At 72.2% G+C, this 22,215-nt stretch carries 16 protein-coding genes; 10 read left to right on the top strand and 6 right to left on the bottom strand.

Annotated elements, in window-relative coordinates; translation table 11 throughout:
* Window positions 1-95 precede the first annotated feature (95 nt).
* Window positions 96-386, bottom strand: a complete 291-nt coding sequence (gene rpsO, locus ASC82_RS11100) for a 30S ribosomal protein S15 (protein ID WP_024758243.1) — start codon at window positions 384-386, stop codon at window positions 96-98.
* 197 nt (window positions 387-583) lie between these two features.
* Window positions 584-2,062, bottom strand: a complete 1,479-nt coding sequence (eccD, locus tag ASC82_RS11095; protein WP_056644772.1) for a type VII secretion integral membrane protein EccD — start codon at window positions 2,060-2,062, stop codon at window positions 584-586.
* Window positions 2,063-2,246: 184 nt separating this feature from the next.
* On the opposite strand from eccD, the gene eccCa reads away from it, so the two are divergent.
* Window positions 2,247-6,200 carry a type VII secretion protein EccCa gene (eccCa, locus tag ASC82_RS11090; protein WP_056644767.1) on the top strand — a complete coding sequence of 1,318 codons (3,954 nt, stop codon included), beginning with the start codon at window positions 2,247-2,249 and terminating at the stop codon, window positions 6,198-6,200.
* Between the two features lie 99 nt (window positions 6,201-6,299).
* A complete protein-coding gene (locus tag ASC82_RS11085; RefSeq protein ID WP_024758246.1) occupies window positions 6,300-6,575 on the top strand; it encodes a DUF397 domain-containing protein in 276 nt (91 codons plus the stop codon).
* A gap of 67 nt (window positions 6,576-6,642) precedes the next feature.
* Here ASC82_RS11085 and ASC82_RS11080 read toward each other — a convergent pair whose 3' ends face one another.
* From ASC82_RS11080 to eccB, 4 genes are all read right to left on the bottom strand, one after another.
* A complete protein-coding gene (locus ASC82_RS11080) occupies window positions 6,643-6,930 on the bottom strand; it encodes a WXG100 family type VII secretion target (RefSeq protein ID WP_024758247.1) in 288 nt (95 codons plus the stop codon).
* 52 nt (window positions 6,931-6,982) lie between these two features.
* A complete protein-coding gene (locus ASC82_RS11075; protein WP_056644763.1) occupies window positions 6,983-7,336 on the bottom strand; it encodes a WXG100 family type VII secretion target in 354 nt (117 codons plus the stop codon).
* Between the two features lie 190 nt (window positions 7,337-7,526).
* A complete protein-coding gene (gene mycP, locus ASC82_RS11070) occupies window positions 7,527-8,801 on the bottom strand; it encodes a type VII secretion-associated serine protease mycosin (RefSeq protein ID WP_079039192.1) in 1,275 nt (424 codons plus the stop codon).
* Window positions 8,802-8,813: 12 nt separating this feature from the next.
* Entirely contained in the window at window positions 8,814-10,382 is a 1,569-nt protein-coding gene (gene eccB, locus ASC82_RS11065) for a type VII secretion protein EccB (protein ID WP_056644760.1), read from the bottom strand.
* Between the two features lie 190 nt (window positions 10,383-10,572).
* Here eccB and eccE point away from each other — a divergent pair, with 190 nt between their 5' ends.
* The 8 genes from eccE to ASC82_RS11025 all read left to right on the top strand — a co-directional run bounded on the left by eccE (window position 10,573) and on the right by ASC82_RS11025 (window position 22,089).
* The gene (eccE, locus tag ASC82_RS11060; RefSeq protein ID WP_056644757.1) at window positions 10,573-11,877 is read left to right on the top strand and encodes a type VII secretion protein EccE; all 1,305 of its coding nucleotides are present in this window, start codon (window positions 10,573-10,575) and stop codon (window positions 11,875-11,877) included.
* Window positions 11,877-12,692, top strand: coding sequence for a hypothetical protein (locus tag ASC82_RS11055; protein WP_056644754.1), 816 nt, complete (start codon window positions 11,877-11,879; stop codon window positions 12,690-12,692). Before eccE ends, ASC82_RS11055 begins: the two co-directional genes overlap by 1 nt.
* 217 nt (window positions 12,693-12,909) lie before the next feature.
* Complete coding sequence (locus ASC82_RS11050) at window positions 12,910-16,089, top strand: SCO5717 family growth-regulating ATPase (protein ID WP_056644749.1); 3,180 nt, start codon at window positions 12,910-12,912, stop codon at window positions 16,087-16,089.
* A 180-nt stretch (window positions 16,090-16,269) separates the two neighbouring features.
* On the top strand, window positions 16,270-18,126 hold the full coding sequence (locus tag ASC82_RS11045) for an ABC transporter substrate-binding protein (RefSeq protein ID WP_056644976.1): 1,857 nt from the start codon (window positions 16,270-16,272) through the stop codon (window positions 18,124-18,126).
* Window positions 18,127-18,129: 3 nt separating this feature from the next.
* Window positions 18,130-19,191 carry an ABC transporter permease gene (locus ASC82_RS11040; RefSeq protein WP_056644745.1) on the top strand — a complete coding sequence of 354 codons (1,062 nt, stop codon included), beginning with the start codon at window positions 18,130-18,132 and terminating at the stop codon, window positions 19,189-19,191.
* The gene (locus ASC82_RS11035) at window positions 19,188-20,102 is read left to right on the top strand and encodes an ABC transporter permease (protein WP_056644742.1); all 915 of its coding nucleotides are present in this window, start codon (window positions 19,188-19,190) and stop codon (window positions 20,100-20,102) included. The genes ASC82_RS11040 and ASC82_RS11035 overlap by 4 nt, the downstream gene beginning before the upstream one ends.
* Window positions 20,099-21,064: an ABC transporter ATP-binding protein gene (locus tag ASC82_RS11030; protein WP_056644739.1), complete on the top strand. Its 966-nt coding sequence runs from the start codon at window positions 20,099-20,101 to the stop codon at window positions 21,062-21,064. The genes ASC82_RS11035 and ASC82_RS11030 overlap by 4 nt, the downstream gene beginning before the upstream one ends.
* On the top strand, window positions 21,061-22,089 hold the full coding sequence (locus tag ASC82_RS11025; RefSeq protein WP_056644736.1) for an ABC transporter ATP-binding protein: 1,029 nt from the start codon (window positions 21,061-21,063) through the stop codon (window positions 22,087-22,089). Before ASC82_RS11030 ends, ASC82_RS11025 begins: the two co-directional genes overlap by 4 nt.
* Window positions 22,090-22,215: the final 126 nt, after the last annotated feature.

Below are 22,215 nucleotides of genomic sequence, written 5' to 3'. Positions count from 1 at the left end.
TTGTGCGACCAGACTAAGTGCCTGTGTGCACTTTGTGCACGTACAGCAAAGGGAGCGGCCCCCTGAAAGTGGGAACCGCTCCCTTCACGGCGTCCTTACTTGGCGCCGCCGGCCGCACCGCGGCGGATGCCGAGGCGGTCGACCAGGGCACGGAAGCGCTGGATGTCCTTCTTGGCCAGGTACTGCAGCAGGCGGCGGCGCTGGCCGACCAGGATCAGCAGGCCACGACGGGAGTGGTGGTCGTGCTTGTGCTGCTTGAGGTGCTCGGTCAGGTCCGAGATGCGACGGGAAAGCATGGCGACCTGGACCTCGGGGGAGCCGGTGTCGCCCTCCTTCTGGCCGAACTCGGTCATGATCTGCTTCTTGACAGCGGCGTCGAGAGCCACGCGGATCTCCTCTTAGATACGTGCGCCCGCGAGTGCCCCTGGTCTAGATCTCAGGGGAAGCTTCCGTGACTCGACGGGCGAAGGTCCGATGGGCGCAGCTTCCAGAGGCTTCCCGAGCAGGTCGGGGGCTTTCCGGGAGCGCGTACACAAACGGCCGTCACACAGCGTACCAGTTCGCCGGAGCGGGCCCGTCGTCCTTATTTGCTGGTGAGGGAGCGGACCGCCATGAAGATGTCGAGGACGGCGAGGCAGAGGGGAACGAGGGAGAGGAGAACGAAGCCCTCGGCGAGGTCGAGGAGGCGGCCCCAGAAGGGCGAGAGGCCCTTCTTCGGGATGATCAGGCCGATGGCGGTGATCAGCGCGGCGCCGGCGGCGACGGAGGCGGTGAGCCAGATCGTACGGATGTCGAGGCCGCCGCGGTCCCCGTACATCAGGAGGTCCTTGACCAGGTCGACCGGCGGGTTCAGGGAGAGGCCGAGGACGAGCAGCGCGATGGCGGCGATGCCGGCGACCAGGACGCAGGCGACCTGCGAGGTGTACCGGAAGAGGCGGGCGCGGAGCAGCATCGCGAGGCCTGCGGCCAGGGCGAGGAGCTGGCCCCAGAGGTTTCCGGCGAAGCCGAGGACGGCGGCGGAGCCGACGACGACGGCCGCGCAGCCGCCGACGAGGCCGAGGAGCATCTCGTGGCCGCGGCGGGCCTGGAGGGCGATGCGCTCGCCGTCGACGGCCTGGCCCTCGTCGCCGGACTGCTGTTGCGGGTCGCCGAGGAACTCGTCGTCGGCGGCGCTGCGCGGGGCCGCGTAGCCGATGGGGAGGCGGGCGAAGCGGGCGGAGAGGCCGGGCAGGAAGGCGACCACGCCGATGGCGACGGGTGCGCAGACGGCGGCGGTCTCCGTGGCGGTGCTCTCGGTGAGGATCATCACGAAGGTGGCGAGGGTGCCGACGGTCGCGAGGAAGGTCGCGGCGACGAAGGGCGCGTCTCCGCTCGGGGTGAGGGCGACGAGGGCCACGGAGGCGACGAGGACGGTGACGCAGCCCATCAGGAACTGGAGGCGTCCGGGGCCCGCGCCCGGGTCGGCGGCGATGATGCCGGAGCCGGCGATGAGCAGCAGCGGCAGGGCGCCGAGGCCGAGGGCGACGGCGGTGGCCCGGTCTCCGTAGACGCGGGCGCGGACGCCGGCGAACGCGGTGAGGAGCAGTCCCGCGGCGCCCGCGATGATCCCGGGCAGGCTGTGCATGTCGTGGCGGACCGGGTCCGCGAACCAGAGCACGAAGCCCATGAGCACGAGCAGCAGGACGCCGCCGAGGAGTCCGGCGCCGCGGAGCAGCTCGTCGCCCCACAGGTGCCGGTCACGGGTGACGGCGGAGGCGACGGCGTCGGAGACGTCGTCGTAGACGGCGGGCGGCAGGGACTGCGCGAAGGGGCGCAGGGAGAGCACCTCGCCGTCGAGGACCTGCTGGGCGGCGAGGGTGCGGGCGCCGTCGAGGACGGAGCCGTCCCTGCGGACCAGGTGGTAGCCGGTCGGCGTTCCCGCCGTTTGCGTCTGCCCGGTGAGCCGCAGGATCTCCGGGTAGACGTCGGCGACGGCGATGTCCTCCGGGAGCGCGACGTCGATGCGGCTGTCCGGCGCCACGACGGTGACGCGGCAGAAGCCGGTCGCTGCGGTCGTACTCACGTGTCTGGACCCCCTGATTCGCGGTTGCGCACGATGCGCGCGCCACCCTACCGGGGACGGGTGGTGAGGGCTGCAAGTAGGATCGCCGTCCCATGGGGGAAGTCCGCGCGCCCGGCTGCCGACTGGGGTGCCGGCGCGGAAGCTCCCGCCACGAGCCCGCCTCCTACGAGGGATTGATGCGCCGGTGAGCCAGATCGTCGTCAAACGCCCGCCGAGGGCGCTTCCGCCGGAAGTGCCCGGTGAGGAACTCGTCCTGGAGTCTCCGCCGGAACTTCCGCGGGGGCAGCAGGAGTCGGCGTTGATGCAGCTCCTGCCGATGCTCGGCATGGGTTCCTCGGTGGTGTTCTTCTTCATGACGCCGTCGCCGATCATGCGGATCATGGGCGTGCTGATGCTGGCGTCGACGGTCGCGATGGCCGTCGCCCAGTTCGTCAGATTCCGTCGCGGTACGCAGGGGCAAATGGCCGATGTCCGCCGCGACTACCTCAAATACCTCGCGCAGACGCGGCGTACGGTCCGGCGCACGGCGCGCAAGCAGCGGGACGCGCAGCTGTATCTGCACCCCTCCCCCGAGCAGTTGTGGTCGGTCGTCGCCGAGGGCTCGCGGGTGTGGGAGCGCCGGGTGGGCGACCACGACTTCGGGCAGGCGCGGATCGGGCTCGGGGCGCAGCAGCTCGCGACGGCGCTCGTGGCGCCGGACACCGCTCCGGTGGACGAGCTGGAGCCCTTGTGCGCGGGCGCGATGCAGCAGTTCCTCGCGGTGCACGGCACGCTGGACGGGCTGCCGATGGCGGTCTCGATGCGGGCGTTCTACCACGTGACGGTGTCGGGTGACCCGGAGTCGGCGCAGGCGGCCGCGCGTGCGCTGGTGGCGCAGTTGGTGACGCTGCACTCCCCCGACGACCTGATGCTCGCGGTGGTCGCGGCGCGGGCGTCGCAGGAGCGGTGGGACTGGACGAAGTGGCTGCCGCACACGCAGGTGCCCGGGCAGGTCGACGGGGCCGGTACGAAGCGGCTGTTCGGTGACGACCTCGGCGAGCTGGAGAACCTGGTCCGCTCGAAGCTCGACGGACGTCCGCGGTTCTCGCGGGACAACCAGCCGGTGCTCGACCAGCCGCACGTGGTCGTGGTCCTGGACGGCGGGATGGTGCCGCCGGACTCGCTGCTCGCGGCGGCCGAGGGCCTCCAGGGCGTGACGATCGTGGAGGTCGTCTCGGGCGAGCTCGACGAGCCGCGCGGTGGTCTCTCCGTGGTGGTACGGCCGGGGCGGCTGAGCCTGGAGTTCGGCGGCGGCTTCGCGTACGAGGGGCTGCCCGACGGCATCTCGCTGCCGGCGGCCGAGGCGCTGGCCCGGCAGCTCGCGCCGCTGCGGATGGGCGGCGGGGACGACGACGAGCCGCTGCTCGCCAACCTGGACTTCACGGATCTGCTGAACCTCGGGGACGCGGAGTCGGTGGACGTGGCGCGGACGTGGCGGCCGCGGACGGTCGCCGAGCGGCTGCGCGTGCCGATCGGTGTCGGCGAGGACGGCCAGCCGGTCATGCTGGACCTGAAGGAGGCCGCGCAGGAGGGCATGGGCCCGCACGGTCTGTGCGTGGGTGCGACGGGTTCCGGCAAGTCGGAGCTGCTGCGGACGCTGGTGCTGGGTCTCGCGGTGACGCACTCCTCCGAGACGCTGAACTTCGTCCTCGCGGACTTCAAGGGCGGCGCGACCTTCGCGGGCATGTCGCAGATGCCGCACGTGGCGGCGGTCATCACCAACCTGTCGGACGACCTGACGCTGGTCGACCGTATGGGCGACGCGATCCGCGGCGAGTTGCAGCGGCGCCAGGAGCTGCTGCGTTCCGCGGGCAACTACGCCAACATCCACGACTACGAGAAGGCGCGGGCCGCGGGTGCTCCGCTGGAGCCGCTGGCCTCGCTGGTCCTGGTGATCGACGAGTTCTCCGAGCTCCTCACCGCCAAGCCGGACTTCATCGACATGTTCATCCAGATCGGCCGCATCGGCCGGTCGCTGGGCGTGCACCTGCTCCTCGCCTCGCAGCGCCTGGAGGAGGGCAAGCTGCGGGGTCTCGACACGTACCTCTCGTACCGGATCGGTCTGCGGACCTTCTCCGCGGCGGAGTCGCGGACCGCGATCGGCGTGCCGGACGCGTACCACCTGCCTTCCGTGCCCGGTTCGGGCTATCTGAAGTTCGGTACGGACGAGATGACCCGCTTCAAGGCGGCGTACGTCTCGGGGACGCACCGCTCGGGCGGGCCGCGTCTGGAGATCGGGCACATGCCGGTGGAGCGGCGGCCCGCGCTCTTCACGGCGTCGCCGGTGCCCGTGGTGTACGCGGCGCCGGACCCGGCGTACCTCACGGCGCAGCGCGCCGAGGAGGACGACGCGCTCGCGGACACGGTCCTCGACGTGATCGTGCGGCGTCTGGAGGGTCAGGGCGTGCCGGCGCACCAGGTGTGGCTGCCGCCGCTCGACCAGGCGCCCTCGCTGGACCAGCTGCTTCCGGGGCTCGCGCAGACCGCGGACCGGGGGCTCACGGCGACGGAGTACACGCGCCAGGGCGGGCTCACGGTGCCGCTCGGGCTCATCGACAAGCCGTTCGAGCAGCGCCGCGAGGTGCTGTACCGGGACTTCTCGGGCGCGGCCGGTCACATGATGGTGGTCGGCGGTCCGCAGTCCGGCAAGTCGACGCTGATGCGGACGCTCGTCTCGTCGTTCGCGCTCACCCACACGCCGGCCGAAGTGCAGTTCTACTGCCTGGACTTCGGTGGTGGCGGTCTGGTCTCGCTCGCCGATCTGCCGCACGTCGGCGGGGTGGCGTCGCGGCTCGACCCGGAGCGGGTGCGGCGGACGGTCGCGGAGGTGCTGGGCGTCCTCAACCGGCGCGAGGAGTTCTTCCGTTCGCATTCGATCGACTCGATCGCGACCTACCGGCGCAAGCGGGCCGCGGGTGAACTGCCGGGCGAGGCCTGGGGCGACGTCTTCCTGGTCGTGGACGGCTGGGGCGGTTTCCGCAACGACTACGACGGCCTGGAGCCGATCGTCTCCGACATCGCGGCGCGCGGTCTGGGCTACGGCATCCACGTGGTGATCACCGCCTCCCGGTACATGGAGGTGCGGGCGGCGCTCAAGGACCAGATGCTGGGCCGGCTCGAGCTGCGGCTCGGTGACGTCATGGACTCCGAGTTCGACCGCAAGGTCGCGGCGAACGTGCCGACCGGGGTGCCGGGGCGCGGCCAGGTGGCGGAGAAGCTGCACTTCATGGGTGCGCTGCCGCGGATCGACGGGTCGAGCTCGGGTGCCGATCTCTCGGAGGGCACGGCGGCGTTCGTCCAGGCCGTGCGGGCGAGCTGGACCGGGGCTCCGGCCCCGGCGGTGCGGCTCCTGCCGCGCAGGCTGCCGGCGGAGCAGCTGCCGAAGGGCTTCGAGTACCCGCAGCACGGCATCGCGATCGGCATCGACGAGACGAACCTGGAGCCGGTGTTCGTCGACTTCGAGTCGGATCCGTTCCTCCTGGTCTTCGGTGAGAGCGAGTCCGGCAAGACGGCGCTGCTGCGGCTGATCGCGAAGCAGCTGTGCGAGCGGTACACGCCGGAGCAGGCGCGGATCGTGGTGGGTGACTACCGGCGGACGATGCTGGAGGCGGTCGCGCCCTCGCACCTGCTGGAGTACGCGCCGATGGCCTCGGCCATGCAGATGCACATGGACGCCATCAACACGGTGATGACGAAGCGGGCGCCCAAGCCGGACATCACGCCGCAGCAGCTGCGGGACCGGAGCTGGTGGACGGGTCCGCAACTGTTCGTGCTGATCGACGACTTCGAGCTGGTGGCCACCAACTCGGGCAATCCGCTGGCGGTCCTCGTCGAGAACCTGCCGTTCGCGCGGGACGTCGGCGTCCGGTTCATCGTGGCGCGCAACCAGGCGGGGGCCTCGCGGGCGATGTACGAGCCGTTCATGCAGCGCATGAGGGAGATGGGCGCGCAGGGCGTGGTCCTCTCCGGCGATCCGCAGGAGGGCGACATCCTGGGCAGCGTCCGGGCGCGTCCGATGCCTCCGGGCCGGGGCACGTTCGTCTCGCGCAAGCGGGGGACGCCGCTGGTGCAGCTGGGCTGGCTGCCGGAACAGCACTGAGCGGAGCGGTACGGCGGAGGCGGGATTTTCCGCCGTACCGGTGCGGCGGTCCCACTACTGTGGAAGGGACCGCCGTACCACCGCGAAGGGAAAGCGCCGATGACCGACGCACACGCCAGCACCGCCGACAGCGCCCTGGCCGCCGAGAAGCAGCGGCAGAAGGACGAGCTGTACGCGCTCGACATCTCCGGCGTCGAGTGGCAGGGCGCTCCGGGCACCAGCCCGGACGAGGAGCGCGTGGAGATCGCGCACCTGCCCGAGGGCGGGGTGGCGATGCGTTCGTCGCTCGACAAGGAAACCGTGCTGCGCTACACGAAGGCCGAGTGGGACGCGTTCGTCCTCGGCGCCAGGGACGGCGAGTTCGACCTGCGGTAGCCGGTGGTACGCGTGAGGGGGTGGCCCGTGGGAACGGGCCACCCCCTCACGCGTGTTGCGCGGGATGTCACATACGGAAGCGGGCGGCGTTGCCCTTGTCCGTGTCCTGGTATCCGGCGACCGACTCGTCGAGGAGCTGGGCGATGCGCGCCAGGTCCTGGTTCATGCCGGCCATGTCGCGAGTCAGGCGGTCCTGGGTCTCGCGGTACGCGACCTTGGCCTCACCCTCCCAGTTGGAGGCGACGCGGTTGACCTCGGCCATGAGGTCGTCCAGCTTCTGGGTGAGGGTGGTGGAGGTCAGGCGGGTGTCGGCCGCCGCCTGCGTCACGGTGTCGTAATTGACCGCAGTGGTCATGGTGATGACTCCTGGAGTGAGAGTGGCGCGGAGGACTGGTCGAGCCGGTGGCTCAGACGCCGAGGATGGCGCTCTGGTTGCCGCCGCCGGCGCCGGCGCCGCCGGAGGTGTCCATCGTGCGGAAGGACCGCAGACGGTCCTCCTCCTCGCGCGAGAAGCCGTCGGCGCTCATGCGCATCATCTCTTCGAGCTTGCTGAGCTCGTTGCGCATGCTCCGCAGACGCACGTTCAGGTCGTTCTGGACCCGGTCGTACTCCTTGCTCGCAGCGCCCTGCCAGCCCGCCTGGACGCGGTCGACCACGCCGTTGAGGTTGGTGATGCGGGACTGGAGCTCATCGGAGAAGTCCTGGATCCGGCCGGCGAGCCGAACTTGTTCGGCACTGGTTACGTTCAGGTCTTTCGACATCTTGCCCCTTCTTCCTTCGGTGGCGTCGACGGCCGTGCCGTCGGGCCTCCCGGTTGTGATGCGGACGGGAATCTTCTGATGCCGCCCCCGTGCGGGGTTCGCACTGTCGTGCCCCCCGCGGTCACTTTAGCCATTGGCGGCGGCAGTTCCAACTGCAAAGGAGGCACCGGATACTTGACCGGTACGAGGTTCAACGAACCCCCCTCCTCCGGCGGCTGTCGCGGATCACGGTGGCGGTTCCGGCGACCACGGCCACCAGCACACCACCGATCCCCAACGCGTAGGTGGCGAGCCGTTCGGAGCGCTCCTGGGGAGTCTCCGACAGCGCCAGTCGGGCCGGCTCGGGAGCCGGCGGTTTGGGCGGGCCCGGGTCGGGCGTGGGCACGGAGGGGGGCGTCCCCGGCGGCGCGTCGGCGAGCGCCTTGACCGGGTCGACCACCCCCCAACCGACGTAGGGGTCGCGGCCGTTGATGGACCGGACGGCGGTCTGCTCGATCCGGGTGACGATCTGGGCCGCGGACCAGTCGGGGTACTTGGCCTTCAGGAGGGCGGCGACGCCGGCGACGTACGGGGCCGAGAAGCTCGTCCCGTTGTCGACGCACTGACCGCCACCGGGGACCGTGGAGACGATGTCGACTCCGGGGGCGGCGACACCCACCATGGGGCCGGCCTGGGAGAAGGCGGCCCGTTCGTTGTTCCGGTCGGACGAGGCGACGGCGAGGACCCCGGGGAACGCGGCCGGGTAGGTCTTCTTGAACTTGCCGTCCATGCCGTCGTTGCCGGCGGAGGCGACGACCACGATCTTCTTCTCGATCGCCTTGGCGATCGATACGGCCATGGGCGAGTCGGCTTCGAGGGTCTGGGTGGTGTCCTGCGAGATGTTGATGACATCCGCGCCCTTGGCGACGGCCCAGTCGATCGCCTTGGCCATCGTGTCGGCCTTGCCGCTGTTCTTCTCGTCGTTCTGGCGGATCGGGATGATCGTCGCCTCGGGGGCGAGGCCGACGAAGCCGGTGCCGTTGCGGGGGCGGGCCGCGATGATGCCGGCGACCTTGGTGCCGTGGCCGACCTCGTCGACGGTGCCGTCGGTCTTGCCGCGCTTCTCGTCGCCGAAGCCGGGGTTGTTCTTGTCGGGCTTGAGGAAGTCCTTGCCCGCCTTGGCGTCGACGGCGGGCGGCCGGAGCTGGATGTTGACGTCGTCGACCCCGGTGTCGATGACGGCGACCCTGACGCCCTTGCCCTTGCTGTGCTGCCAGAGCTCGTCGAGGAGGACCCGCTGGAGCGGCCAGGGGGTGCCCTCGATCTGCTTCTTCATGGGGAACGTGCACTCGCCACTGCCGTCGAGCGCCCAGGCCCCGGGCCCGGGCGTCGCCGGACGGGTCGCCGCCGCGGCGGGCGCCGCGAGCAGGCCCGTCAGGGTGGCGGCGGTGAGCAGGGCGGCCGCCGTGCGGTACGTCGTCGTCACCGGTGCCACCCCCTAGGAACCCTGCGGCTGACGCGCGCTGTTGGTGTCGAGTCGCGGGCCCTTCGACAGGAACTCCGACCATTCGATCGGGACGAGGACCGGCATGACCTTCTCGTAGCCCAGACGCTTCTGGGCCTCGGAGGGTTCCGGGCGTCCGTCGGCCGGCTTCTCCTTGTCCCCGGTGCCGATCTCGGAGCGGGCGGCGTCGCTGTCGCCGTTGGCCTGGACGGCGTAGCGCAGGCCGGTGTCGGTGACGAGGAAGAGCGAGCCGTCGGGCGTCTTCTGCTGACCCTGGCCCATGACCTGGGTGTAGAGCAGGCCGCTGCCCGGGGTGACGTACGTGCTGGTGCCGCCGGCCGTGATCTCGGCGGGGTACTTGGTGCCGGCCCAGGTGGTGAGGGTGGTCTCGCCCTTCTCGTCGACGTCGTTGAGGACGCTGCAGACGGTGTCGCGGGCGCCGTCGCCGTCGCCGGTGGCGGCGTTGACGACCTCGTCGGTCTGCCGCTGCGGCCAGCGCACGTCCCCGTTGAAGACCTTGGGGTCCGGGACGAAGGAGGAGGCGTCGACGTGGGTGCGCTTGCCGTCCATGTCGAGGACGCCGGTCTCCGGGGAGTTGATGAGGAGCCAGGCGGTGAACGCGGAGACGGGCTGGACCCGGCCGGGCAGCACGACGTAGTTCTGCGGCCCGGAGCCGGTCTGGGCGAGGAGCACCATGCCGATGCGGTCCTCGGTCTCCTTCAGCGTGCTGCCGGGGATGGCGGCGGGGGCACCGACCTCGCCGCCGAGGCCCTTGAGGCTCGGGAAGTCGATCGGGTCGCCGGTCTTCAGGGTCGCGAGCCAGTCGTCGGTGACGGCCTGCGGCTTCTTGCCGAGGCCGACGAGGGCGGTGAGCAGTCCGGGGCGCTCGGCGTTCACCGGGTACTTGGTGCCGGTGTGGTCGACGAGGAACTGGGCCGCGCCCTTCTGGCCCTTGACGTACAGGATGTCCCCGTCGCCGAGCTTGCTCTTGTCCTCGGTGCGAGGGAGGTCGCGTTTGGCGAAGAGGAAGGTCGCCTTCTGGACGCTGGCGCCCTTGCCGCCGCCGGGCTGCTCGCAGACGGCCCAGCGCTTCTCCGTGCCCGCGTCGTCGGCGGCGGGCAGCCGGTCCGGGGCGTAGGGGATGCCGAGGATCGGGCCGCGCTGCTTGTCCTCGTCGAGCTTCTTGTCGGCGACCTGCACGACCTGGAACTGGTCGGGGTTGAGCAGGAGACGGGCGGAGGCGAGGTTGAGGACGGGGTGGAGCAGCGTCTTCTTGTCCTTGCCGTTGCCGGTCTCCAGGACGACGTACCGGGTCGTCGACTGCTTGCCGACGATCACCCGGGTCCCGGGGACGTCCCAGCCCTTGGGGGCCTGCGGGCTGAACATGCCCCAGGCGCCGAAGCCCGCCATCACGAGCGCTCCGACGATGAGGCCGGGGACGATCGCGCGCAGCGGCCTCGGCGCCCCCTCCTCCGTACCGGAGGGCGAGGGTTGGAGGAATGCCGCCACCGTGCGCTTCTTCGCAAAGGTGTACGCGTTCAGCTCGTCCCGGCGCGATGCCATGAGTCCCCATTCTCGTCAGGCGCAGTCTTCGCGCGGGGTCCGGGGGAGGTGACACCCGGGCCCCGGCTGTCGGACCGGCCCCCTACTATGCCTGCTGTCCCGTGGTGTTCGTGGGGCGGGTAGGGTGATCCGGCCGCCAAAGCCCTGGCGGGCCAGGGCGATCGGGACGAATTGAGGGGGATTCTCCATCATGGCTTCCGCCACGCGGACGCGGCCCGGCGCGGCCACCGCATCCACACCCCCTTCCACGGGATCCGTTTCCTCGGTCTCACCGAGGCTCCAGGCACGTCCCGGACACTTCGGTTCGTTCCGATTGCAACAGCTCGTACTGATAGAGGTGGCGGCGGCGTTGCTCGCCGTCGCCTGGGTCGTCGACCGGCTGATGCTGGTGCCCGCGGGCGTGGTCGCCGTCGTGCTCGTCCTGCTCGCGCTCGTACGCCGGCACCGGCGGTCCCTGCCCGAGTGGCTCGGCACCTTCCTCGCGCTGCGCGCCCGGTCCCGCCGGGCGGCGTCCTTCGCCGTGCCCGAGGGCACGGAGCCGGGGCTCGCGCCGCTCGTGGAGTGCGACCCGGCGCTGCGGACGTACGCGTACAGCGACCGCGACCGGCGGCCGGTCGGGATGATCGGCGACGGCACCTTCCTGACCGCCGTACTGCGGGTCGAGTCGGACGGCACGGCGCTGCGGCCCGACCGCGGGGCGCGGCCGCTGCCCGTCGGGCTCGTGCGGGACGTCCTGAGCGTGGACGGCATCCGGCTGGAGTCGGCGCAGATCGTGCAGCACACGCAGCCGGCGCCGGCGCCGCACCTGCCCGCGCAGTCGATGGCCGCGCGCAACTACGGGCCGCTCCAGGCGCAGACGGGTTCGCCCGCGGTGCGGATCACCTGGATCGCGCTCAAGCTCGACCCCGAGCTCTGCCCGGAGGCGGTCGCCGCGCGCGGCGGCGGCATGACGGGCGCGCAGAAGTGCGTGGTGCGCGCGGCGGACCAGCTGGCGAGCCGACTCGCGGGCGCCGGTTTCCGGGCGAGCGTGCTGACCGAGCAGGAGCTGACCGCGGCGATCGCGACCTCGACCTGTGCGAGCCCGATGGCGATCACGCAGGCGGGCCGGGGGCAGGCGCAGTCCCGGCGGACGCAGGAGACCGCGCGGACGTGGCGGGTCGACGACCGGCGCCACACGACGTACTGGGTGGGGCGCTGGCCCCAGTTGGGCGGTCCCGGCGGCAGCGCGGGCGCCTCGATGCCACAGCTGGTGGCCCTGCTGACCTCGCTGCCCGCGCTCGCGACGACGTTCAGCCTGACGCTGAGCGGCGGGGACCGGCAGGAGGTGACGGTGACCGGACACGTGCGGATCACCGGACGCAGCGACGAGGAACTCGTGGCGGCACGGCACGAGCTGGAGCGCGCGGCGCGCGGGGTGCGGACGGGCCTGGTGCGGCTCGACCGCGAACAGGTGCCGGGCATGCTGGCGACGCTGCCGCTGGGGGGTGCGCGCTGATGTCCCACGCCTCCTTCGGTACGTCGCCGGGTGCCGGTGCGCCTTCCGGTCCTTCGTCCTCCCGCCGCGACTCGCGCTCGGCGCGCTCCTCGGGCCGTACGGCACGGGAGGCGCGGCCCCGGTTCGGCTTCGGGCTCGTCGGGCCGCGCCGCGACCGGCACTCCGTACCCCTGGACCAGCTTGACGCGCTCGCCCTGCCCGTCGGCGACGACGGTGTCGTGATCGGCGTGGACGCCGAGAACCGGCCCGCCGTGCTCGGCATCAACCGGCCCGTCCCGTACGACGTCACGCTCATCGGCGGCCTGTGGACCGCCCAGGTGCTCGCGCTGCGCGCGGCCGCCACGGGCGCGCGGGTGGCCGTCGAGACCGGCCGCGCGCAGGCGTGGACCCCGCTCGCGCAGGCGGCGGGCGGCGGGCAGCCGTGCGTCTCGCTGCACGACGTGGGGCGCGTGCCGCCGCAGGGCGCCTCGGCGGGCAGCCCGGTGGTCGTGGTGCGCGACTGCGGCATGCGGCCGCCGCGCGGCCGTGTCGTGTCGGCGCCCTGGCAGTCGGTCGTGACGCTGCTCCCGTACCTGAGCCCGGTCGCGCCCCGCCTCCTGGAGAAGTCCTCGCTGGTCGGCGTCCAGCGGGTCTCCCCGGACGAGGCCACGCACATCGGCCGCATCATGGGCCTCCCGCGCCACGAGTACGAGGCGCTGTCGACGCTCGCCGACGGGGTAACCCTGTGGTGCACCCAGAGCGACCGGCAGTTCGTGATGACACAGGCGACGGACGCCGAGACCGGATTGTTGGGCGGCGCGCGCAGAATGGACTGAGCGGCACGAAGTCGTTCAAGTACGTCCCTTTTTGCATCGTTTTGAACGGTCGGGGTTCTCACTCTGCGGCGCGGCCGGGTCACTTGGGGGGCTCGACCCGGCCGGAACGGTGGTCGCGGAGCGGCTGCCGGGCCTGCCCGCGCGATGCCGCGCCGATTAGGCTGGAAGAGCCCCGCCCACAACGGCACAAGGGTGCTCGACCACACCAGGAGGCAAAGTGAACGGCGATCGCGACGAGATCCACGGGGGTTGGAATCCGCCCGCCGACGATCAGTCCGACGCGGATCCCGCCGAGATGACGGGTGAGTTCACCATCGACTACACCCCGCCCGCCTGGTACACGCAGAACGCGTCGGGCGGTGCGACGGCGGGCGGTGCCACTCCGCCGCCGCCGAGCGGGGCGCCGGTCGCGGTGCCGGGACTCCCCGCGGGGAGCGGCTACGAGCCCGGCTGGGGCGCGCAGCCGCCGGTCGCGCCGGTCCCTGTGGCTCCCGTGGCCCCTGTCTCTCCGGTGACCCCTGTTGCTCCGGTCGCTCCTGTGGCGCACGTGAATCCTGGGGTGCCCGCGGCTCCTGTGAATCCCGGGGTTCCCGTGGCGCCGGTGGCGCACGGCCCCGGGCCGGAGATCCCGGGCGCCGGGGTGCCGCCCACGCCGATGCCTCCGCAGATGCCCGCACCCGCGCCCCTGCCGATTCCCGTTCCGGCGCCTGCGCCCGCGCCCGCCCCTTCGCCCTCGCCCTCGCCCGAGACGCCCGTGTCGGCGACCGCCGGCTCCGGCGAGCCGTTCGGGGGCGGCGACGTGGAGAGCGGCTCGACCATGCGCTTCTCCCCCGGTTCGCTCAAGCGCGAGATGGCCGAGCGCTCCGCCGCGGCGAAGGCCGCGCGCCAGGAGGCCGCCGGTGGGGAAGCCCCCGGTACGGACGGTGCCGAGGCGCCGGGAACCGTAGAGGGTGACGCCTCCGCCGGTACGACGGCCCCCGACGCCGACGCCACGACGGACGCGCCGAGCTCGGACGACGACGTGGTGACGGCCGCGCCCGACGCCGACGCTGAGGCGGCGAACGCCGAGGCCGCCGACACCGACGTTGCCGCTGAGGCTGAGATTGAAGCCGATGCCGACACCGACGCGGACAGCGGTGCGGAGCCCGACCTCGCCGTCGCGGCCGAGGACTCCCAGGCCGGCGACGCCACGGCTCCGGATGCCCTCCCCGGCACCGCGCAGCCCGACTTCGCCCCCGCCGCTCCGGGACCGTTCCCCGGCGCCCAGCCCCAGGCCGACCAGGCTCCCGGCGCCTTCCCGCCCGCCGCCCCGCAGGGTGGCGCCGGACTGCCGCCGCTGCCGCCGTCGTTCCAGCCGGCCGCGCCCGCGCCCGCTCAGCAGTGGCCCGCGCAGCCGGATCCGGGTGCCCAGCCGGCGCCGCAGGCCGCGCCGCTGCCGCCCGCCGCGCCCGCGCCCTGGCCCTCTGCGGCGACGCCCGGCGCCCCCGCTCCCGTACCGCCGCAGGCTCCGGGCGCGTACGGATACCCGCAGCCGGGCGGTGTGCCCCCTCAGGCCCCGCAGGGCGGTTACGGATTCCCGCACCCCGGCGCCGTACCCCCGCAGGCCCCGCAGGCGCCCCAGACCCCGCAGGGTGGTTACGGCTTCCCGCACCCGGGCACTCCCCCGCAGCCGCGGCCTCCGCAGGGCGGTTACGGCTACCCCCAGCAGCAGCCCGGCGGTGTGCCGCCGCAGGCGCAAAACTCCGACGGGTACGGCTACCCGCACCCCGGCGCCGTACCGCCGCAGGAGACGCAGCCGCCCGTCGACCCGCGGACCGGGGCCGCCTGGCCCTCGCCCGTGATGCACGACCAGCGCGAGCGGTCCGTGCCGGGCGCCCCGCTCGGCTACAACGCGGCCGTGGAGCTGTCCTCCGACCGGCTCCTGCGGAACAACAAGCAGAAGCCGAAGTCGAGCCGTAACCCCAGCGGCGCGGCCGCACGCTTCAAGCTCGGCGGCAAGAAGGAGGAGGCGGAGCGGCAGCGGAAGCTGGAGCTGATCCGGACGCCCGTCCTCTCCTGCTACCGGATCGCGGTCATCTCGCTCAAGGGCGGCGTCGGCAAGACCACGACGACGACCGCGCTCGGCGCGACCCTGGCGACCGAGCGGCAGGACAAGATCCTGGCGATCGACGCCAACCCGGACGCCGGCACGCTCGGCCGCCGTGTGCGGCGCGAGACCGGGGCGACCATCCGCGACCTGGTGCAGGCGATCCCGTACCTGAACTCGTACATGGACATCCGCCGCTTCACCTCGCAGGCGCCCTCCGGTCTGGAGATCCTCGCCAACGACGTGGACCCGGCCGTCTCGACGACGTTCAACGACGAGGACTACCGGCGCGCGATCGACGTCCTCGGCAAGCAGTACCCGATCATCCTCACGGACTCGGGTACGGGTCTGCTGTACAGCGCCATGCGGGGCGTGCTCGACCTGGCCGACCAGCTGATCATCATCTCCACGCCCTCCGTGGACGGCGCGTCCAGCGCGTCGACGACGCTGGACTGGCTCTCCGCGCACGGTTACGCGGATCTGGTGCAGCGCTCCATCACGGTCATCTCCGGGGTGCGCGAGACCGGAAAGATGATCAAGGTCGAGGACATCGTGCAGCACTTCCAGACCCGCTGCCGCGGTGTCGTGGTCGTGCCCTTCGACGAGCACCTCTCGGCCGGTGCCGAGGTGGACCTCGACATGATGCGGCCGAAGACCCGGGAGGCGTACTTCCACCTCTCGGCGATGGTGGCCGAGGACTTCGTCCGGGCGCAGCAGGCGCAGGGCCTGTGGACCGGCGACGGCCAGGGCGCGATGCCGCCGCACATGGCCCCGCCGATGCCGGGTCAGCAGATGCCCGAGCAGTACGCGCCCGGCCAGCCGATGCCCGGTCAGCCGATGCCGGGGCAGTACGCGCCCGGGCAGCCGATGCCCGGTCAGCCCTACCCGGCCCAGGCCCCCCAGCCCTACGCGCAGCAGCCCGGTCAGCCCGTGCCGGGTCAGCCGATGCCCGGCCAGTACGCGCCCGGGCAGCCCGCGCCGGGTCAGCCGTACGCGCCCCAGGCGCCGCAGCCCGGTCAGCCGTACCCGGCGCAGCCGCAGCAGGCGTACCCCCCGCAGGCGTACCCCCAGCCGGGTCAGCCGATGCCGGGTCAGTACGCGCCGGGGCAGCCGGCACCCGGTCAGCCCTACCCGGGCCAGGCACCGCAGCAGCCCTATCCGCCGCAGCCCGGTCAGCCGGGCGCGCCGGGCGTGCCGCAGGCCTGGCAGCAGCAGCCGCAGGATCCGGCGCAGCCCCAGCCCGGGCAGCCGCTGCCGCCGCAGACCGACCCGCAGGGGCCCGCGCAGGCTCCGCCAGCCCCTCAGCAGTAAGGCGTCACAGGTCTCGACCAATGAGGCCCCGTATCGGTCGTCCGATACGGGGCCTCTTGGCATTCCCGCAGTCCACAAGGGGTTTGAGGCATCGTTGACGCGGTCGGTCCCCGCTGATAGACCTTCGCTTCACCAGTTGGCGCCCCCAAGATCCACGACACGAGGTCACGTCCTATGGTCATGGTCACGAAGGTCCCTTCCCGTCCGGCCTCTCCCCGAAGACTCCTCCGGCTGTTCCTCGCCACGGGCGTCGCCGCGACCACGCTCGCGGCCGTCCCCCAGGCCGCGCAGGCGGCGCCGTCCGACGGCGGTGACTCCAAGAGCGGCGGCACCACCCTCACGGTGGCCGTCTCGCAGAGCATCGACTCGCTGAGCCCGTTCCTCGCCCAGAAGCTCACCTCGACCAGCATCCACCGGCTGGCGTACGAGTACCTCACCAACTACGACGCGAAGGACGCCCGGACGATCCCGGGTCTGGCGACCGCGTGGGCGCCCTCGGCGGACAAGCTGACGTGGACGTACACGATCCGCAAGGACTCGAAGTGGTCCGACGGGCAGCCAGCGACCGCCGAGGACGCGGCCTGGACCTTCAACAAGATGATGACGGACCCGAACGCCGCCACCGCGAACGGCAGCTTCACGTCCAACTTCAAGAAGGTCACCGCCACCGACCCGCAGACGCTCGTCATCGAGCTGAAGAAGCCGCAGGCGACGATGACGGCGCTCGACGTGCCGATCGTGCCGAAGCACGTCTGGGAGAAGGTCGGGGACTTCTCGAAGTTCAACAACGACCAGCAGTTCCCGATCGTGGGCAACGGCCCCTTCGTCATCACCGACTTCAAGGTCGACCAGTACATCAAGCTCAAGCCGAACAAGACGTTCTGGCGGGGCGCACCCAAGTTCGACGAGCTGGTGTTCAAGTACTACAAGGACGGTGACGCCGCCGTCGCCGCCCTCCAGAAGGGCGAGGTGTCCTTCGTACCGAACCTGACGCCCGCCCAGGCGGCGGCGCTGAAGACGCAGAAGAACGTCAAGGTGAACGACGCTCCCGGCCGGCGCTTCTTCGCCATCGCCACCAACCCGGGCGCCCGCTCGCAGGACGGCAAGACCTTCGGCAACGGCCACAAGGCACTGCTCGACCCCGCGGTGCGCAAGGCGCTCTTCCTCGCGGTCGACCGGACGACCATCGTCGACAAGGTCTTCCAGGGCCACGCCGTCGAGGGCGAGGGGTACATCCCGCCGCGCTTCGGCTCGTACTTCTGGAAGCCGGAGACCGCACAGAAGCGGGCGTACGACCCGGCCGGGGCCGAGAAGGTCCTCGATGCCGCCGGGTACAGGAAGAACGCCGACGGCAAGCGGGTCGGCAAGGACGGCAAGGCCCTCGACTTCCGCATCCTGTGTCACGCCACCGATCCGAACGACAAGGCGATCGGCAAGTACCTCCAGGAGTGGTGGGGCAAGCTCGGCATCGGGCTGAAGGTCGAGTGCCTGGACAGCGTCTCCGACCCGTGGGTCAAGGGCGACTACGACCTCGCCTTCGACGGCTGGTCGGTCAACCCCGACCCGGACTACGTCCTGTCGATCCACACCTGCGGCACGCTCCCGGCGACGCCGAAGGACAGCGGCGCCACCGACAACTTCATCTGCGACAAGGAGTTCGACACGCTCTACGCGCAGCAGGCGGTGGAGTACGACGCCGCCAAGCGGGCGGATCTGGTGAAGCGGATGCAGTCCCGGCTGTACGACACGGGGTACATGAACGTCATGGCCTACCCGAACGCCCTGGAGGCGTACCGCACGGACCAGATCAAGTCCATCACGACCATGCCGGAGGCAGCCGGCAACCTGTGGGGGCAGGACGGCTACTGGAGCTGGTGGTCCGCCGTGCCCGCCGCCTCCGCCTCGGCGTCCGGTGACGCGGACGACAGCTCGTCCGCCGGGATGTTCATCGGGATCGGCGCCGCCGCGATCATCCTGGTCGGCGTGGGCGTCTGGGCCGCCCGGCGCCGCCGCACCACCGCCGACGACCGCGAGTAGTCGGTGACGACGGCAAGCACCCCCGCCGACGTGGCGCGGGCCGAGAAGGCCCGCGCCACGGACGGCGCATCCCGCACCGGTTCCTCCCTCGGCTATCTCCGCCACGCGGCGGGGAAGCTGGGCGGCGCGCTCGTCTCACTCTTCGCGGTCCTGGTCACCAGCTTCTTCCTCTTCCGGATCATCCCCGGTGACCCGGTGAAGGCGATGACCCACGGCGTGCCCACCTCGGCCGAGCAACTCGCCACGCTCCGGCGCCAGTTCGGGCTCGACCTGCCGCTCTGGCAGCAGTTCACCGACTACTGCGCCAAGGCGCTGAGCGGCGATCTCGGCACCTCGTTCCAGTTCCGCGCCCCCGTCGGGGAGCTGATCGCGGAGAAACTGCCCGCGACGCTGCTGCTCACCGGAGTGGCCGTGGTGATCTACTCGGCGCTCGGGCTCTGGCTGGGCACCCGCTCGGCCTGGCGGCACGGCGGTCTCGGCGACAAGCTGAACACCGGACTCGCGCTGACCCTGTGGTCGGTGCCGTCGTTCTGGCTCGGACTGCTCCTCATCATCGTGTTCTCGGTCGGCATGGGCCCCATCCCCGGGCTCTTCCCGACCGGCGGCATGGAGTCGGGGACCGGCGAGACCGGCTTCGCGTACGTCCTCGACGTCGCCCACCACCTGGTCCTGCCCGTCGTCACGCTCGTGGCCGTCGGCTACGCGCAGACCCTGCTCGTGATGCGTTCCTCGCTCCTCGACGAGATGGGCGGCGACTACCTGACGACGGCACGGGCGAAGGGGCTGCGGGACGACGTCGTGCGGCGCCGGCACGCCGTGCCGAACGCACTGCTGCCGACCGTCACCATGATCTTCATCAATCTGGGTCATGTGGCGGCCGGCTCGATCCTGGTGGAGACGGTGTTCTCCTGGCCGGGCCTCGGCGGCCTCTTCTACCAGGCGCTGAGCGTGCCCGACCTGCCGCTCGTCCAGGGCCTGTTCGTGGTCTTCGCCGGCGCGATGATCCTGATGAACCTGATCGCCGACCTGCTCTATCCGCTGCTCGATCCCCGGGTGGGCCGATGACCTCGACCGAGTCGACACTGCCGTCCGCGGCCTCGCTGCGGTGGGAACGCCGCCGGGCCTCCGTGGCCCGCTTCTGGAAGCAGTACCGCACCCACCGCGCCGGGCTCTACGGCCTCGCCGGGCTCGCCCTCATCGCGCTGCTCGCCCTCACCGCCCCGCTGACCGTCGGCGCGGACGTCCAGTCGGTGACGCAGGCTCCGGGCACGGCCCTGGAGTCACCGAGCGCCGAATTCCCGCTCGGCACCGACCAGTTCGGGCGCTCCCTGCTCGGCCTGCTGATCTGGGGCGCCCGCATCTCGCTGCTCGTGGGGCTGCTCGCGGCCGCCCTCTCGGTCGCCATCGGCACCCTGGTCGGCATCATCGCCGGGCACTACGGCGGCTGGTTCTCGACCGTTGTCATGCGGATCACCGACTGGTTCCTGGTGATGCCGACGCTGGTCCTCGCGATCGTGCTCGCGACCGTCATGTCCCGGTCGATGTGGACGGTGGTCCTGGCGATCGGCGTGACCTCCTGGCCGACGACGGCCCGGCTCGTGCGGGCGCAGACCATCGCGGTCGAGTCCCGCCCGTACATCGAGCGGGCGACCGCGCTCGGCGGCGGCCACGGGCACGTCATGAGCCGGCACGTCCTGCCGAACGTGATGCCGCTGGTGCTCGCGCAGACCACGCTCGGCATCTCGACGGCCATCCTCACCGAGGCGACCCTCGCCTTCCTCGGGCTCGGCGACCCGACGGTCGTCTCCTGGGGCGGGATGCTCCAGGACGCCCGGGAGGCGGGCGCGGTCTCCTCCGGCCACTGGTGGTACCTGGCCCCGCCCGGCATCGCGATCGCGCTGGTCGCGCTCGCCTTCACCCTCTGCGGCCGGGCCGTCGAGGCAGTTCTCAACCCGAAACTGGGGGTGGGGCGTTGAGCCTCCTTGAGATCAAGGACCTGCGGGTGACGTACGGCTCCGGGGCCGCCGCCGTGCCCGCCGTACGCGGGGTCGACCTGACCCTGGAGGCGGGGAGCAAGCTGGGTGTGGCGGGCGAGTCCGGCTGCGGCAAGTCCACGCTCGCGCTCGCGCTGCTGCGCCTCCTGCCGGCCTCGGCGCGGATCGGGGGCGAGATCCTGCTCGACGGGGAGGACGTCCTCTCCATGTCGTGGGGGCGGCTGCGGGCCGTGCGCTGGGCGGGCGCGTCGATCGTCTTCCAGGGCGCGATGCACTCGCTCAACGCGGTGCACCGGATCGGCGACCAGATCGCCGAGCCGCTGCTCGTGCACGGCCGGGCGACCCCGGCGGCGGCCCGCAAGCGCGTGGGTGAGCTCCTCGACCACGTCGGCCTGCCCGCCGCCCGCGCGAACGCCTATCCGCACGAACTGTCCGGCGGGCAGCGGCAGCGCGTGATGATCGCGATGGCGCTCGCCTGCGACCCCCGGCTGATCGTCGCGGACGAGCCGACGACCGCGCTCGACGTGATGATCCAGGCGCAGATCCTGCGGCTGATCGAGCGGCTCGTCGCCGAGCAGTCCATCAGCCTCCTGATGATCAGCCACGACCTGGCCGTCCTCTCCGACACCTGCGACCGGCTGGCCGTGATGTACGCGGGGCGGATCGTCGAGGAGGGCCCGGCACGGGCGGTGTACGAGGCGGCCGAGCACCCTTACGGGCGGGCGCTGTCCTCGGCGTTCCCCCGGATCGGGGACCTCGCGTCCCGGCGGGCGCCGCGCGGCCTGCCGGGCGACCCGCCGGACCCGGCGGACCTGCCGGACGGCTGCGCCTTCCGTCCCCGCTGCCCGGTGGCGGTCGACGCGTGCGCGGCGGAGGACCAGGAACTGCGGGAGGCGGGCGCGGGGCGCCGGGCCGCCTGCGTACACGTGGGGAGCACGTCATGAGTACCGTCGCGACGGTCGTCCCGGGCACGAAGACCCCCACGGGTCCCCTGCTCGCGGCACACGGGCTGCACGTCGTCTTTCCCGGACGGCGGGGCGGCGCGCCCGCCCGCGCGGTGGACGGCGTGGACCTGGACATCGGCGCCGGCGAGATCGTCGCGCTCGTCGGCGAGTCGGGGTGCGGCAAGACGACGCTGGCCCGCTCGCTGCTCGGCCTGGTGAAGCCCACATCGGGCACGGTCTCCTTCGACGGGCAGCCGCTCGCGTACACCTCCAAGGCCCTCAAGGCCTACCGGAAGCGGGCGCAGCTGGTCCTCCAGGACCCGAGCGGTTCGCTGAACCCCCGGCACACCGTGTACGACGCGGTGGCGGAGGGGCTGCGGATCCACGGGTACGCGGGGGACGAGCGGGAGGCCGTCGCCGGAGCCCTCGCGCGGGCCGGGCTGCGGCCGCCGGAGCGCTTCTTCCTGCGCTATCCGCACGAGCTGTCCGGTGGCCAGCGGCAGCGCGTGGTCATCGCGGGCGCGCTCGTCCTGGAACCCGAACTGATCGTTGCCGACGAGCCGGTGGCCTCGCTCGACGCGTCGGTACGGGGCGAGATCCTGGCGCTGCTGCTGCGACTGCGCGACGAACTCGGGCTCTCGGCCCTCGTGGTGACGCACGACCTGGGGCTCGCGTGGAACATCGCGGACCGGGTGGCGGTGATGTACCTGGGCCGGGTCGTGGAGACGGGCCCGGTGGAGTCCGTCCTGACGGATCCTCAGCACCCGTACACCCGTGCGCTGTTGTCGGTGCTTCCCGAGTCCGAAGGCGCTCCGGTGGTACTGACGGGCGAGCCGCCCGACCCGTCCCGCATCCCGTCCGGCTGCCGCTTCCACGCCCGCTGCCAGGTCCTCGCCTCGGGCGAGGCGGCGCAGGTCGCGGACCGCTGCCGGGGCGAGAGCCTCCCGGTCCTCGACGGGGGCGGGGCGCGGGCGGTGGCGTGCCACTGGGTGGCCCGGGACCGGGAGCCGGAGACGACGGGCTGAGCCCGCCGCCTCGGGGGGCGACGGGCTGGGCTGGGGGGTAGGTCTGGCGGGCCGGGCCCCGCCTGCTCAGCTCACGGTGTGGCGGGCTCGGCCGGTGCGACCACCGGCCGAGCCGCCGGCGCCTCG

This window comes from Streptomyces sp. Root431, assembly GCF_001426585.1.
Classification (GTDB): domain Bacteria; phylum Actinomycetota; class Actinomycetes; order Streptomycetales; family Streptomycetaceae; genus Streptomyces; species Streptomyces stackebrandtii.
Note: the sequence above shows the minus strand (reverse complement) of the source record. Positions and strands in the feature narration are given on the sequence as shown.